Annotated in this window: 10 protein-coding genes and 1 tRNA gene; 5 read left to right on the top strand and 6 right to left on the bottom strand. The window is 64.2% G+C overall.

Annotation, left to right across the window (positions count from 1 at the left end; all coding sequences use genetic code 11):
• Positions 1-70: 70 nt before the first annotated feature.
• Positions 71-2,620, bottom strand: coding sequence for a Cache 3/Cache 2 fusion domain-containing protein (locus ABE463_RS08845; protein ID WP_346467909.1), 2,550 nt, complete (start codon positions 2,618-2,620; stop codon positions 71-73).
• 314 nt (positions 2,621-2,934) lie between these two features.
• On the opposite strand from ABE463_RS08845, the gene ABE463_RS08840 reads away from it, so the two are divergent.
• The 3 genes from ABE463_RS08840 to ABE463_RS08830 all read left to right on the top strand — a co-directional run bounded on the left by ABE463_RS08840 (position 2,935) and on the right by ABE463_RS08830 (position 5,145).
• Positions 2,935-3,010: transfer RNA gene (locus ABE463_RS08840), tRNA-Ala, on the top strand.
• A gap of 156 nt (positions 3,011-3,166) precedes the next feature.
• Positions 3,167-4,384, top strand: coding sequence for an integrase arm-type DNA-binding domain-containing protein (locus ABE463_RS08835; protein WP_346467908.1), 1,218 nt, complete (start codon positions 3,167-3,169; stop codon positions 4,382-4,384).
• Between the two features lie 23 nt (positions 4,385-4,407).
• Positions 4,408-5,145 (top strand): hypothetical protein, encoded by a 738-nt coding sequence (locus ABE463_RS08830; protein ID WP_346467907.1) that lies wholly within the window; start codon positions 4,408-4,410, stop codon positions 5,143-5,145.
• Between the two features lie 297 nt (positions 5,146-5,442).
• Here ABE463_RS08830 and ABE463_RS08825 read toward each other — a convergent pair whose 3' ends face one another.
• Complete coding sequence (locus tag ABE463_RS08825) at positions 5,443-5,745, bottom strand: hypothetical protein (RefSeq protein WP_346467906.1); 303 nt, start codon at positions 5,743-5,745, stop codon at positions 5,443-5,445.
• A 496-nt stretch (positions 5,746-6,241) separates the two neighbouring features.
• On the opposite strand from ABE463_RS08825, the gene ABE463_RS08820 reads away from it, so the two are divergent.
• Both ABE463_RS08820 and ABE463_RS08815 read left to right on the top strand, forming a co-directional pair.
• On the top strand, positions 6,242-6,907 hold the full coding sequence (locus ABE463_RS08820) for an SOS response-associated peptidase (protein WP_346467905.1): 666 nt from the start codon (positions 6,242-6,244) through the stop codon (positions 6,905-6,907).
• 96 nt (positions 6,908-7,003) lie between these two features.
• Positions 7,004-7,444 carry a hypothetical protein gene (locus ABE463_RS08815; RefSeq protein ID WP_346467904.1) on the top strand — a complete coding sequence of 147 codons (441 nt, stop codon included), beginning with the start codon at positions 7,004-7,006 and terminating at the stop codon, positions 7,442-7,444.
• Here ABE463_RS08815 and ABE463_RS08810 read toward each other — a convergent pair.
• The 4 genes from ABE463_RS08810 to ABE463_RS08795 form a co-directional block, all read right to left on the bottom strand.
• Positions 7,431-8,120, bottom strand: a complete 690-nt coding sequence (locus ABE463_RS08810; RefSeq protein ID WP_346467903.1) for a hypothetical protein — start codon at positions 8,118-8,120, stop codon at positions 7,431-7,433. The two genes, ABE463_RS08815 and ABE463_RS08810, sit on opposite strands and share 14 nt — an antisense overlap.
• Before the next feature lie 338 nt (positions 8,121-8,458).
• Positions 8,459-11,971, bottom strand: coding sequence for a DUF1983 domain-containing protein (locus ABE463_RS08805; protein WP_346467902.1), 3,513 nt, complete (start codon positions 11,969-11,971; stop codon positions 8,459-8,461).
• Positions 11,968-12,570, bottom strand: a complete 603-nt coding sequence (locus ABE463_RS08800; protein ID WP_346467901.1) for a tail assembly protein — start codon at positions 12,568-12,570, stop codon at positions 11,968-11,970. The genes ABE463_RS08805 and ABE463_RS08800 overlap by 4 nt, the downstream gene beginning before the upstream one ends.
• Complete coding sequence (locus ABE463_RS08795) at positions 12,563-13,324, bottom strand: C40 family peptidase (RefSeq protein WP_346467900.1); 762 nt, start codon at positions 13,322-13,324, stop codon at positions 12,563-12,565. Before ABE463_RS08795 ends, ABE463_RS08800 begins: the two co-directional genes overlap by 8 nt.
• Positions 13,325-13,380: the final 56 nt, after the last annotated feature.

The following is a 13,380-nucleotide window of genomic DNA, read 5'->3' as shown; positions in this document are numbered from 1 at the left end:
CGCGATCGGCCCTGCACATCGGCCGATCGGCGAGAATGGGCAGGGGCGGCGACCCCTGCCCCTGCGGGGCTCAGGCGGGAACGGCCTGGCGTCGCGCCGACGTGTGCCCGGCCAGACGGAAACGCCCCACCGACTGCTGCAACTCGCTCGACTGCGCGTTCAGTGCGCGCGCCGCGGCCGAGGCTTCTTCCACCAAGGCGGCGTTCTGCTGGGTCACGCCATCCATCTGCACGATGCTCTGGCTGACCTGATCGATACCCGCTGCCTGCTCCTGGCTGGCGCTGGCGATCTCTTCGATCAGCCCGCCCAGCTCGCCCACGGCCTGCACCATCCGCTGCAGTGTCTGCCCCGCTTCATCGGCCAGCGCACTGCCATCGGTGACCTTGGTGACCGAATCCCCGATCAGGCTCTTGATCTCCCGGGCCGCCTGCGCCGAGCGCTGTGCCAGCGCGCGCACTTCGGAGGCGACCACGGCGAAACCACGGCCTTCTTCACCCGCACGTGCCGCTTCGACCGCCGCATTGAGTGCCAGGATGTTGGTCTGGAAGGCAATGCCGTCGATCACCGTGGTGATGTCGGCGATACGGTGCGACGACGCCTGGATATCGCCCATGGTCTGCACCACCTGCGCGACCGCCGCGCCCCCCTGCGCGGCCACGGCCGCCGTCTGCGCCGCCAGCTGATCGGCGCGCCGGGCGTGATCGGCATTCTGCTTCACGGCTGCGGTCAATTCTTCCAGCGAGGCGGCGGACTCTTCCAGACTGGCCGCCTGTTGTTCCGTACGCCGCGAAAGGTCCTCGTTGCCCGCCGCGATTTCCGACGATGCAGTGGCCACGGAGACGGCCGCCTGCTGGATGCCGGCGACAATCGTGGTCAGCTGGCTGACGGTGGCATTGGCATCGTCACGCATGGTGGCGAACACGCCCTGGAACTCGCCCTCGATGCGTCCGCGCAGGTCGCCAGCGGCCAGCGCGCGCAGCAATCCCGACAGCGAGGACAGATTGCGGTCGGCGGTGACCATCAGGGTATTGAGTCCTTCCACCATCACCCGGAAATCGTGGTTGAAGGCACCCGCATTGCCGCGCACGCTGAAATCACCCGCTGCCGCTGCGGCGACAAGGTGTTTGATTTCCCCATTGATGGCCTGCAGGCGATCGCGCACACCGTTCACGGCGTCGGTGATCTTGGCCTTCTCCCCCGGCAACGCCTCCATCGAGGGCGACAGGTCACCATCGGCGTAGCACTGCACCAGCTCCACCATGCGCAGCTTGGTGGATATGTGCGCCTCCACCAGTGCATTGGTGCCGGTCACCATGGTGCGGAACTCCCCTTCAAATGCGTCGGCATCGATGCGGTAGCTGATCGTACCCTCGGCATGCTGGCGGCTCATGTCGTTCTGTGCGGCAATGATCGCGCGGAGCTTGCCCTGCATCTGCTGCAGCGCCGCCATCAGGCGGCCCACCTCATCCTGCCCGCGCACCTGGATGCTGCCTTCAAGACGACCGGCCGCAACGTCCCGGGCCACCTGCCCCGCTTCGGCCAACGGCCGGCTCAGCACCCGTCGGACCACCAGCACCATCGCCACGATCACCGCCAGCAGTGCCAGCGCCGAGACCAACGCGATGTGCAGCATCAGCTTGCCAAGCACGGCGTGCACCACCGAGACCGGCTCCATGCCCAGCACCACCCAGTGCCACGGACCATAGGCCTGGGTCGACACGAAGTACGTCTGGGCCGCGCCCTGATCACCGCTGCGCAGCTGCACCTGGCCCTGCGTGAGCGTGCCGTCCAACAGCGCCTGCAGCGCAGCGTGGTCGGATTCGGGCACCTTGGCCTGAAGCTTGCCACCCTCCCCGTCCGGCCCGGCGATGATCGTCCCGAAGTTCTCGCCAGGCCGGGTGTCGACGGCGATGAAGTAGCCGTCCTTGCCCAGCTGCGAGGCGCGCAGGCGGGTCTTCAGTGCCGCCAGGCCATCGGAATAGTTCTGCCCGACGAAGGCGATGCCCACGACCTCGCCTGCCGCATCGGTGATCGGCATGTAGTGGGTCATGTAGTCCACACCGAACAGCCGGGCCGGGCCGGTGTAGCGCTCGCCGGCCAGCAGCCTCTGGTAGGCCGGATTGGCGTGGTCCAGCACGGTGCCCATGGCACGGGCACCCTCGGCGTTGCGCAGCGAGGTCGATACACGAATGAACTCCTGCCCGTCGCGCGCGAACACGGTGGCCACGCCGCCGGTCGCCTGGGCGAAGCGATCGACGGCGGCCTCCTGCAGATTGACGACATCGCTGCCCAGACGAAGCGTCGGCGTGGACCGCTCACCGATCAGGATCGTCTTCGCGGGGTCCAGGGTGGCATCGCCCGCCGGCAGCATCGCGCGGAAAGTGCCAGCCATGCGCTCGGTGCTGTCGCTGAGGCTGCGGTCATAGAGTTGGACCGAGTCGCGCATCAGCACGGTGGCCGACTGCAGCCCGGCCTCCACCCGCTGCTGGTAGCTTGCCGCCGATTGCTGGTACACCAGCAGCGCCAGCCCAATGAAAGCCACAGTGGTGATCAGGCCCATCAGCAGCGCCAGACGCGCGCCGATGGAGGAGGAGAAAACGGTGGCGGCACGGGTCGTCATCGTTGGGACTCGAAGGGATTGGGTATGAGGGATTGGCTCCCTTTCATATCGGCACCGTTTTGGTCCTCTTTACGCGATGGCGTCTAGTTACATTTCGCTACTCAAGAAATCCAACCCGTTGTGCTGCAAGGGTTTGCGGCCGACCGATCCTCACAAAACCCACTCTCCCGTTCAGTTCGAAGACGTCCGGGAGCGATTCGGATGAAGCGTCGCTCCCGCCTCTCCCCTCTTGGCAGCCGCCACTGGCCGGGGCTACACTACATCCATCGCACGGCGCTCCAAGACGCGACACGCGAGGCAAGTGCGGTATCCGTGGGGCCATAGCTCAGCTGGGAGAGCGCGTCGTTCGCATCGACGAGGTCAGGAGTTCGATCCTCCTTGGCTCCACCACTATTCAGCCCGACAGGGCACTCGAAAGGCCGGAAGACCTGCAATAACAGGGCTTTCGGCCTTTTTCGTTGTGCGAGCAAGTACGGCCCGGCACGTTGCAGCTAGTGAGACGGTGGGGGCATATTTTGGGGCACCTGCCCCATGCCCCCAGAATCGATGCCCCCACTCTCCGATCTCGCTATTCGGCGCGCGAAGCCAAGCAGCAAAACCCAGAAGCTCTTCGACGGCGGTGGTCTCTACCTCGAGATCTCACCTGCAGGTGGCCGTTGGTGGCGATTGAAGTACCGCTTCGGCGGCAAGGAGAAGCGCCTGGCGCTCGGGGTGTATCCGGAGGTCACTCTGGCCCTGGCCCGCAACCGTCGCGAGGACGCCCGCCGTCTACTCGCCCAGGGCACAGACCCAAGCCAGCAGAAGAAGGACGCAGCCGCGGCGAAGGCCGGGCTGGACGCATTGACGTTCGAGTCCATCGGGCGAGAGTGGATGAAGGGCCGGATCTGGGCGCCGTCGTATCGCATCAAGGTCGAGGCGTGGATGGAGAACGACGTGTTCCCGTGGATCGGCTCGCGGCAGGCTGCTGACCTCGAGGCGCCGGACTTCCTGTCGATCGCTCGACGCATGGAGCGGCGGGGCGCCATCGAGTCCGGTCATCGAGTGATCCAGAATTGCGGGCAGATCATGCGCTATGCCATTGCCTCGGGCCTGGCCAAGCGCAACCCGGTCGCAGACCTACGCGGTGCTCTGCAGCCAAAGCCGAAGCGCCACTACGCAGCCTTGGCCGAGCCGAAGGAGCTGGCACCGCTGTTGCGCGCTATCCACGCCTACCAAGGCAGGCCAGTCACGCGCTGGGCGCTCGCCCTGGCTCCGCTGGTGTTCGTGAGGCCGGGAGAGTTGCGCCAGGCCGAGTGGTCCGAGTTCGATCTGGACGCTGCCGTGTGGCTCATCCCCGCCGACAGGATGAAGATGCGCGCCGAGCACCTGGTGCCGCTGTCGCGGCAGGCTCTGGACATCCTGCGGGAGATTCATCCGCTGACCAACCGGGGCAGGTACGTGTTCTCCGGCCGAAACAGCGTGCAGCGGCCGTTGAGCGAAAACACGGTGAACACCGCTCTGCGGCGGATGGGGTTCGAGAGCGACCAGATGACCGGCCACGGGTTCCGGGCCACCGCACGCACGATCCTGGACGAAGTGCTGGGCTTCCGGCCAGACATCATCGAGCATCAGCTGGCGCACGCCGTGCGCGACCCCAACGGCCGAGCCTACAACCGCACGACCCATATGGCCGAGCGCGTCCGGATGATGCAGGAGTGGGCAGACTACCTTGATCGTCTGCGCTGCGGGAATGTGGTGGCGATGCTTTTAAGCAATGCTGCCTAGGTAACCTTGCAACGCGAGCTCCGATGCGCGAATCTGCTGCGAACTCAGAGAACAAGGATAGTCCTGTGCGGAAAATCGATCCAACCTCGGTGAAGACGGACTTCATTGACCAGGTGCAGGGAATCCGAACTTTCTACGCTGCGGGCCTAGACGGATTACCGAACAAAAGCGATCAGTCAACTCTTAGCGAGCATATGCTGATGGCGGCAGCCGTGAGTTGGGAGGGCTTCGTCAGCGACATGTTCATCGCTTACATGAATCGCAATCCATCACAGCTAAAAGTTCACCTTCAGAATTCCTTCGACGAGCAGCTGCGCAATAGCGGAAAGCCCAAAGCACTACATGATCGTTTCGGAAAAATCACATTTCCGACTCATCTCAGCAAGGCTGATGTGCAATCGCTAGCCAATCCATCAGGCAACAACATCACGTACTCGAATTACGCGCTACTCAAAGAAGGTGCAGTGCGACTTCTTTCTCCCAAACATGCAGAAAAGTTCACAAAAGTCTCTTCTAGAAGTAGCGCGACCGTTGACGCAATGATCTCGATAAGAAATCACATTGCACACAGAAGTGAGCGGTCGGGCCAGGCAATGAACCATGCTTTGAATGCTGCGGCGCTGCACTCGACTGGCCTAAAACGCGGGGTGAACAAGCCGGCGAACGTAGGAGCGTGGCTCAAGGCAAAGGCGAAGGGCAAAGCGGATAGTCGCTTGGAAATTGTGCTCGGGACTTTGGATAGCATCGCGAACACCTTCTGAAACTCAGCGGCGGCACAGCGGCGTCATGCAGCCTCGTCGTCCGGGCGGGGATTTAAGCGGGTCGCGATTCGATCAAAACGCGCCGCCTCGGTTCGGAGGCGGTCAGCACCGCGCCGGCGAGTCGCCCTCGCCCGCCAGTCGCCGCTGTGATTCCTGTCCAGGTCGTCGGCCTGCTGCCATAGCGAAGCCGCCCTCGCGCGCGCCCAGCGCGCCTTGCCGATGCTCTTCTGATCCATGCAGCAACTGTCGCCGCCGGCGGTCGCACGCGCCGATACGGAGCCAACGCCGGCTGACTGCCTACCAGGTCCGGTTCTTCCGCTGGGCCGCGCGGGCCACTTCCCGCTGATCGATCTCCAAGCGAATCCGCTGTTGATGCCTGACCGCCCACAGCTCAGACCCGATCACGCCCTGCTCGTAGCTGGTGCACATCCGGCGGCCGCGGTGCTGGTCGTCAAGATGACGGTCCACCTCGACCCACCAGAGCTTATCGTCCACTCGCTGCGACAGGCGCAACACCTCCGTCATGCCGCAGTAGATGGCATCTGGCAGTTCATCAGGGCGGCTGGCGACCGAGCGCCAGCGGAAGTCGGGAGGAAGCATGCGCGCAGGATACGGACCGGGATCTCAGATTCCGCGACTGGCCGTAATCGGCCTGCGAAGGTGTCGGCGGGGCGCTGCTCAGGCACCCCAGCACCCGGGCTGAGCGGCCTGTGGCTCCCGGATCCGACAGGAACAGATTGCCCCCAAGACAACCCTCGGGCAATCGGGGAACCTGCAGCTGTGCCGTCAGGCAGTTCCTAGAGGAACGGGAATCCCGGGGCGCCCCCCTTGGCACTCGGGGCACTTGCGCAGGTGGATATCGCTGCCGTTGGCGCCATAAGAGGTTCCGCAATGCGTGCATCTCAGCACGTAGACGGTCTGGAGGTGGTCCGTACCGGGCTGACCCGTCGCCTGGAGGTTTTCCTGCCCGTTCCGGTTCTTGAACCCTATCGCTGTCGTTCCCTTGTCCTCTCTGCCCATCGCCATGCCCTCAGTGGATGGTCGCAGTGTAGGACGTACACACTATCGGCACTCCCTGTAGCGGTAGCCTGCTGCCATGTGCGGCCGATTCGTCCAGACCCCGATCCGAAACGCTGACACCCTGGGCTTCCCCCAGCTGGTCGGCGACCTCATGTCGATCCCCGAAAGCTACAACCTGGCGCCGACGCAGCGCGCGTCCGTGATCCTCGATCGCGGAACCGGCCTGCAGGTCACCCGCCTGTCGTGGGGTCTGCTCCCCTTCTGGGCCAAGGCCAAGAAGCTGCAGGGCTCCACGATCAATGCCCGCATCGAGACGGTGGCCACCAAGCCGGCCTTCCGGTCGGCGTTCAAGAAGCGCCGCTGCCTGATCCCCATGGCCGGGTATTACGAGTGGTCCGTCAATGCGGAGGACGGCAAGAAAGATCCGTGGTTCATCCACGCGGCCGGGCCGCTGCTGGCTGCCGGCCTGTGGGAAGACACCAGTCCCCTGCTCGACCCGGACAATCTGGGCACCTTCACCGTGATCACCGGCGACAGCAGTGGCGTGTCTGCCGATATCCACGACCGGATGCCGGTTTGGCTGACGGCCGGCCAGGCCGATGAGTGGCTGGCGGCCGAGCCCGACGACGCGATGGCGATGCTGCTGGCCAGCGAGCCAACGGCGATGGAGGCCTATCGCGTCAGTCGCGCGGTGAACACGCCGCGGAACAACCGCGCGGAACTGCTGGACGCAGTGGCCTGACATTCGCTCCCCGAAAACGCGAATGGTTCTCGCGCAGGCGATCGCCTTTCTTTGCCGCTACGCTGGTGTTGTTCAAAACAACACATGGAGAGCGTTATGCGCGCAGTGCTGATTACCACCCTACTCGCCGTCGCCGCCGCAGGAAGTGCCGCAGCCTCTGATACTGGCGTCATCCACGGCCGCAGCGTGGGGCTGTATCAGGAAGAGTCGAATCCGGGCGAGACGCTGGACGATTTCGTCGTACGGGTCGCGCCCCGCGCCCTGCAGGTATCGAAGGGTTCCCGCGCCACAGTGTGTGCCCAGATCGAGGGGAGTGGCCCATACCTGGTCAAGGTCAAGACCGATGGATACACCAGCACCTGCGATCTGCCGAAGACCGCCAAGCCCTACGTGCTGGTGAACGGAACGGCTGTAGACAAGCGTGAGAACTACTTCTCGCAGGTGAACTGGCAGCGGGCGGGATATCTCGTCACACCGTGGTCGGTGAAGCACCAGGACGGGGTCAGTAAACGCCCTCGCAACGTCAGTAGTTTCTGATATCGCAGATCAGGGCGATCGCGCTAAGTGACCCAATGATGCCGCCGCCATAGGGGGGTGTTCCCTGCCCCTCGTTGGTAAACGAGTTGATCGTGATTGCACGGCACTGAACCTCGCCGTTGTTGGTGGTCATGAATCCAGCCACCTGCACGGTCACCTGAAATAGCCAGAAGCTGCCGCCGCTGATAGGGCCGCCAGCAATGATCGTGCTCAGGGACGCATTTGCAAAGCCAACTGCGAAGCCTGACGTGATCGGCACGGGGTATGGCTGACCTCCGGTCCCCACCGCAGTGTTGATCATGCTCAGGACTCGCATGTACTTGTAGCGCGAGTCGAACACCACCCGGGCATTGTTCGGGTTCCGGATGCGCATGCCCTTCGTTGTCAGGAAGGCCATCTGAGCCACATCCGTGGTGTCGAAAACCCAATACTCGACATCAACCACCGGGCTACTGGCAATCAACTGCCAGGTGTACGTTCCCCCCACTTCGTCCCTTGATCTTAGCCCCACGAATACACCGTTGCAGCGGATCATCAACAAAGGCTCGTTGCATCCGGCCAACTGGATCGTCGCGACGCCAGCGTTTGCCGCTGCCCCACTGGCCCCGAATGCGGACGTCCGCACTACCCCCTTTTCGCGAAGACATAGGTTTTCGTAGAGGGGATCGATCTGCACGAGGGAGCCGCCCTCGTTCCGGATACGTGCACCGCGCGCCACTCAATACCTCCCGTATGCCAGCGTGCCGCCGGAATAGTACGACGACCCCGGGTATGACCACGAGATTGTGTTCGTTGAATCGTTGACGGTGATTGTTGGTGAGCCAGCCTCACGCCCCGGAACGTTGCTGCCCGCGAAGTAGCAGAAGATCGGATTGGTTCCACTCGGTGGCACAGCGACCGAGCCACTGACGCCAGGGGAAATGGTTGCTCGCCCCATGATTCGTGGAAGCCGTGTCGTCACGTCGATCAGTACCTGTCCAGTGTATGGATCACGCTGTCGAAAGCCACGGGGCATCAGCTGAGCTCCCCGATCTCGATGAACGTCACGCCAGTCTGATTATCTGTCATTCGATAGCCGTAGGCTGGATGTTCGTTGATGGTGAAGTTATCGCCACGCACGACGCGCCCACCGTCCTTGTTGATCTCCCAACGCGGCAGGCCGCTGCCGGCGACTGAACTGGATGCGATCTGGTTGCCGATCATCGCGTTGGTGATCCAGCCGGTGCCGATCAACGCTTGGTTGATGAAGGTCTGACCGCCTTGGATCACGAACGGTGAGGTCACCTGGCCATTGACGACGTTGATCACCCCGAACCGGTCGGCCTGCATCAGGATCTGGCTCTGGTAGCTGCCGTCAGGCTGCTGCTCGACACCAAGGCCCATGCCGGCCATGTAGATCTGGCCGGCGCTGGTGATCTGGGCCTTGACGGTGTACGTGGCGCTGACCCGTCCGTTTAGGTCGACCACCGCCTGGCTCACCTGCTGCACCGAGGCCTCGATGCCACCCAGGTCGATGTCACCGATCGAAGCTTCCACGGTATCTACACGCTGTGCCAGCGCGCGGTCACCCTCGGCGATGACCGTTTGGATGGTCATCGTGCCGGCGAACACCGTTTCGTCGCCTGCGCCCCAGTCTTCATCACCAGCAGCCTGGACGTCGAGCTGGGCAAAGAGCCCGTCAGTCTTTACCCCGATCGCCTGCAGACCGGTCTCCGGGTCGTTGACCTGCAGCTCAAGGGTGTTGACCCGACCGACCACCGCCCCAGACTGCGCGATGGCGTCACCAACGTCCTGCCAGTCGTTGCCCGGCGGCTCTTCGTTGCCAGGCTCAGCTGCCTGCCATGCCCAGATCTTCCCGTTGTAGATCACGGTCTGGCCAGGCTCGTAAGTCGCTGCTGCATCCCAGACCAGCGGCACAATCTGATCGATCGATTCGATCTTCGAGAGCAGGTCCTGGCCCAGTGCACTCTCGCTGATCCGGCCAGAGAAATACTCGTCGTACTTGCTCTGATCGGTGCTCGCCTCACCCATGATGCCCGTCGTCGCCGGATACCACGGCCCGATGTTCCCGCTCCGATCCACCAGCCGGCCCCAGAAGTAGAACCGGGCGCCGGCGGCCAGGCCGTTGATCTGGTGGCGCGCCTGCGGATAGGAGAAGTCGCCCAGCTTGATGGCGGTCTCCCGATCGGGGGAGGGTCCGTACCAGATCTCCGTCCGCTGGGTGTCGGTGGCGCCGTTCGGGAATGCCCAAGCCAGCCCAATCGAGAACACGTCGCTGGACGTCGTCAGGGAGGTCAGGGCCGGCGGCGGCTCGGTCTTGCCAGTGATGGCCGTGAGGGCGCTCATCGTCGGCTGGGAGACGGCATTGAGGGCGTTCACCGCACGCACGCGGGCGAGATAGTTGCCGGAGTAGATGCCCCGCACCTCGACGCTCGCCGTCGACACACGGCCCGCCCTGACCCAGCTCATGTCGTCCCGGCGCCACTCGACGTCATAGGCGATGGCCTTGTCAGCTGCGTCCCAGGCGATGGTCAGGACATGCGTAGCGATGCCCTGGTCGATGACCGAGTGCGACGACAGTTGCACGTTGGTTGGCGCTGGCTGGACGCTGGGCGGGATGATGCTGATGGGAGGCAGCTCCAGGCGGGTGCCGTCATCGATCGCTGCGTACTTGCCCGGCACGTGCTTTAGCGCTGTCACCCGGTAGGTGATGCCCTGCTCTTCCGTGATGGGATTCTCGGTGATCGCCAGAACCCGGAACTGCTGCAGGGCCAACTCGGTGCTTTCCAGCGACCAGACCGACTGCGCCACCGGTACGGCCGACCACGGGGCGGTGACCTTGACCGCGTTGCCAGTGATCGACTGCACCGTGCGGGCCTGCGTCTTGCCCGAGGGCAGCGTTGCACGCAGCGTGTCGCCCGGCCCGATCACCTCGGGCAACTTGTCCAGCACCAAGGTGTCGGCCGTAGCGATCTTGATGCGCCCCCCGTTGCGGCGCCCTGCGCGCGCCGGATCCGCGACCTGGATCACGTCGCCGGGGAGGCAGTTGAGCACGTCCAGCCCAACGCCGAAGCTGACCGTCTCGGTCTCGAGGTTCTCGGTGTAGAGGATGTGGTTGCCGATCCGCTGGGCCTGCGACCGCGAGTGGCAGCCGACGGCGGTCACCTCGGTCTGCTGGATGCCGTATCGCTGCACGCCCTGCCGGTACTGCACCGGCTCCACTTTCTGCCGGCCGAAGTCGTCAGGGTCGGTCCAGGAGACCAGCGCGACAGTATGCCGGGCCTTGCGGCCGGTGCCTTCGTAGGTGAATCGGCCATCGATGACGTTCGCCTGTGTGTAGGTGAACACCGGATCCGAAGGCATGTCGGCCGAGGCCATCACCTGGCCGGCCGCATAGAAGCTGATGCCCCGGAAGATGGACGCCATATCCTGCAGCACGCGGTAGGCGTCAGCACGGGTCTGCATGTACAGGCTGCAGGTGAACCGCGGTTCCATGTTGCCTTGGCCATCGCTGACCAGTTGATCGCAGTACTGGGCGATCTGGTACAGGCGCCACTTATCTACCCAGTCCAGCGGGATTCGATGGCCGAGGGCAAACCGGTCATTGCTGACCATGTCGAAAAAGCCCCACGCCGGGTTGTTGGTCCAGCCGGTCTTGAAGGTGCCGTCCCATACGCCGCTGTAGGAGCGGGTCAGCGGGTCGTAATTGCTCGGGATGCGGACGATGCGCCCCCAGGTTCGATATGACCGCGTCGGGATGTTCTGGAACTGACTGGCGTCGACCTCCACCGCAGCGAGTGCGCAATTCGGATAGCGCAGCTTTGCGTCGATGACCTCGGTCAAGGACAGCACGTTTACGATGTCCGAAATGGTTGAGCTGTTGGCGTTCGGAGTCAGGCGGCGGATGCGAACCTGCCACTGGGTGCCAGCCGGCAGGTCGATACGGTGGCTGCGCTCGTACTGGGTGGTGGTCTTGTCGGTGAAAGCGCTGGTCAGAACAGTGGCGTACGGCCCACCGTTTGTCGAAAGGTCGATGGCGTAGCTGATGCTGTAGCCGACAGTGTCGCCGTTGCTGGTGTCTACCTTCTGCAGCGCAGGAACAGCCAGGCGGACGCGCACAGCCGACAGGTCGGAACCGGCCGCTGTGCGTACAACCGGGCTGTCGCTCCGCAGCTCGACGTTCACCGCGATCTCGTTCTCGACCGAGGGAAAGCCAGCGATGTGCTCCTGGTCCTGCGTGCCAGACCGGGTTTCCACGCGCACGCCTTGAAAATTCAGCGTACCGTCGGCGTTCTGGATCGGAACCTGATCGAGGTAGATCGACTGGTTGCCGGCGACCAAGCCACGCAGCTCCCCTTCGGCAATCAAGTCCAGGATGCGCGCGCGCGCGATCGAGCGAAGGCTGTCCGGCGTCTCCACGGGGGTCCGGGCATTGCTGCCTCCCTTCTTCGCACCAACCAGCTCTCGGCAGGCCTTGGCCAGCGCCAGTTCTTTGCCCGGCACGCGTACGGGAACGGGCAGGTTCATTGCTGGTCCTCTGCGAGAATGCCGCCGCTGATCACGGCCGAGCCTACAAACATGCCCTTCGTGTCGTGGCCACCGAATGCGTATGGCACCGGGTTACCTTGGGCCTGCGTATTGACAGTGCCGTTCATGCTGTAGCTCGGCGCGTTCTCCGCGCTGTCCTTGGCACCTAGCCCCTTGGGCTGCGGCGATAGCATCTGGACCACCCCGCCGACGACCATGCTGATGCCGAGGTTGATGAAGGGGGTGCCGCTGAATCCGGTGTAGGCGTTGAGCACGACGCCAACGACGATCAGCACGGCGCCGACGATCGTTTGCAGCACGCCGCCGCGCTTCGAGCCGACCAGCACCGGGGCGATACGGATATCGTCGCTGCCGGGCGGGTCGTCGATCTGGTCGCGCCGCAGGTTCTGCTTGCCCAGGAACACGGCGAACTCCATGCCTTTGGACTTGGCATCGCGCATGAACTCACGGAAGCCCGGGATCATCATGCTCAAGGCATGGGCGGCCTCGCGCGGGCTGTTCACGGCCAGCTTGAACTCACGCCCGAAGCGCGCGCCCAGGACCCCGTAAAGCCGGACGGTGCGGACGCGCTCAGTCATGGCGGGCCTCCCGGTGGCGGACGATGTAGCAGGTGCGCTCCGCCCACATGCCGCCGTAGGGCACGCGCTCGGACAGCCGGCCATGCAGGTGGTGCAGCATTTGGCCATCGCCCAGGTAGACGCCGGCGTGGTTCGGCACGGGCGAGCGGATCTGCATCAGGATCATGTCCCCGCGCTGCAGCTCGCCGGCGATGGGCTGGAAGCCCTCGGCCTGCAGGCGGTCCATGCTGTAGAGCTCCTGCCCTTTCTCCCACCAGTCGTCCTCGCGGTCGTACTGGCTCAGGGCGATGCCCAGCTCGCGCGCGTAGAAGTCCCGCACCAGGCTGTAGCAGTCCAGCACGCCATGGGCGAACTCACGGCCGATCAGAGGTGCTTCGTAGCCGCAGGGCTCGATGGTCTGGAGGTCGACGCACTCCGCCGGCTCGCCGATGACCTGGCCAACGCTGACGATGTGCCACGGGACGCCCGAGCCTGGGCACAACTGCTCAGGTAGTTCGCACATGACCCGGTCCGCGTCCGAGGCTATCGCCGCTGCATTCGGGTGGCTGTGCACAACAGCCAGAATCTCGCCGCAATCCTCGGCCGCCGCATAGTCCTCCTTGGGCAGCCGGAAGTGCTCGTTGGGCGTCTCGGCCGTGTTGCGGCACGGGATGTATAGCTCGCCGGCGGCAGCGGCCACCACCAGCCCGCAGCACTCGCGCGGGTACTCAGCCACGGCGTGCGCCTGGATCGCCTGAAGGGTCGTCTGTTCCATTGCCTCGCCCATAGAAAAAGCCCGCACGTGGCGGGCCGGGGTGTTGATCTGTGTCG

Origin of the sequence: Stenotrophomonas sp. TWI819 (assembly GCF_039673075.1) — a bacterium.
Taxonomy (GTDB): domain Bacteria; phylum Pseudomonadota; class Gammaproteobacteria; order Xanthomonadales; family Xanthomonadaceae; genus Stenotrophomonas; species Stenotrophomonas rhizophila_B.
This window is presented reverse-complemented; position numbering and strand designations above follow the sequence as displayed.

What these genes read in the sequence shown, in the direction of transcription:
- ABE463_RS08845 (WP_346467909.1), bottom strand. Translation starts at nt 2,620, where the DNA reads ATGACGACCCGTGCCGCCACCGTTTTCTCCTCCTCCATCGGCGCGCGT.
- ABE463_RS08835 (WP_346467908.1), top strand. Translation starts at nt 3,167, where the DNA reads ATGCCCCCACTCTCCGATCTCGCTATTCGGCGCGCGAAGCCAAGCAGC.
- ABE463_RS08830 (WP_346467907.1), top strand. Translation starts at nt 4,408, where the DNA reads ATGCGCGAATCTGCTGCGAACTCAGAGAACAAGGATAGTCCTGTGCGG.
- ABE463_RS08825 (WP_346467906.1), bottom strand. Translation starts at nt 5,745, where the DNA reads ATGCTTCCTCCCGACTTCCGCTGGCGCTCGGTCGCCAGCCGCCCTGAT.
- ABE463_RS08820 (WP_346467905.1), top strand. Translation starts at nt 6,242, where the DNA reads ATGTGCGGCCGATTCGTCCAGACCCCGATCCGAAACGCTGACACCCTG.
- ABE463_RS08815 (WP_346467904.1), top strand. Translation starts at nt 7,004, where the DNA reads ATGCGCGCAGTGCTGATTACCACCCTACTCGCCGTCGCCGCCGCAGGA.
- ABE463_RS08805 (WP_346467902.1), bottom strand. Translation starts at nt 11,971, where the DNA reads ATGAACCTGCCCGTTCCCGTACGCGTGCCGGGCAAAGAACTGGCGCTG.
- ABE463_RS08800 (WP_346467901.1), bottom strand. Translation starts at nt 12,570, where the DNA reads ATGACTGAGCGCGTCCGCACCGTCCGGCTTTACGGGGTCCTGGGCGCG.
- ABE463_RS08795 (WP_346467900.1), bottom strand. Translation starts at nt 13,324, where the DNA reads ATGGAACAGACGACCCTTCAGGCGATCCAGGCGCACGCCGTGGCTGAG.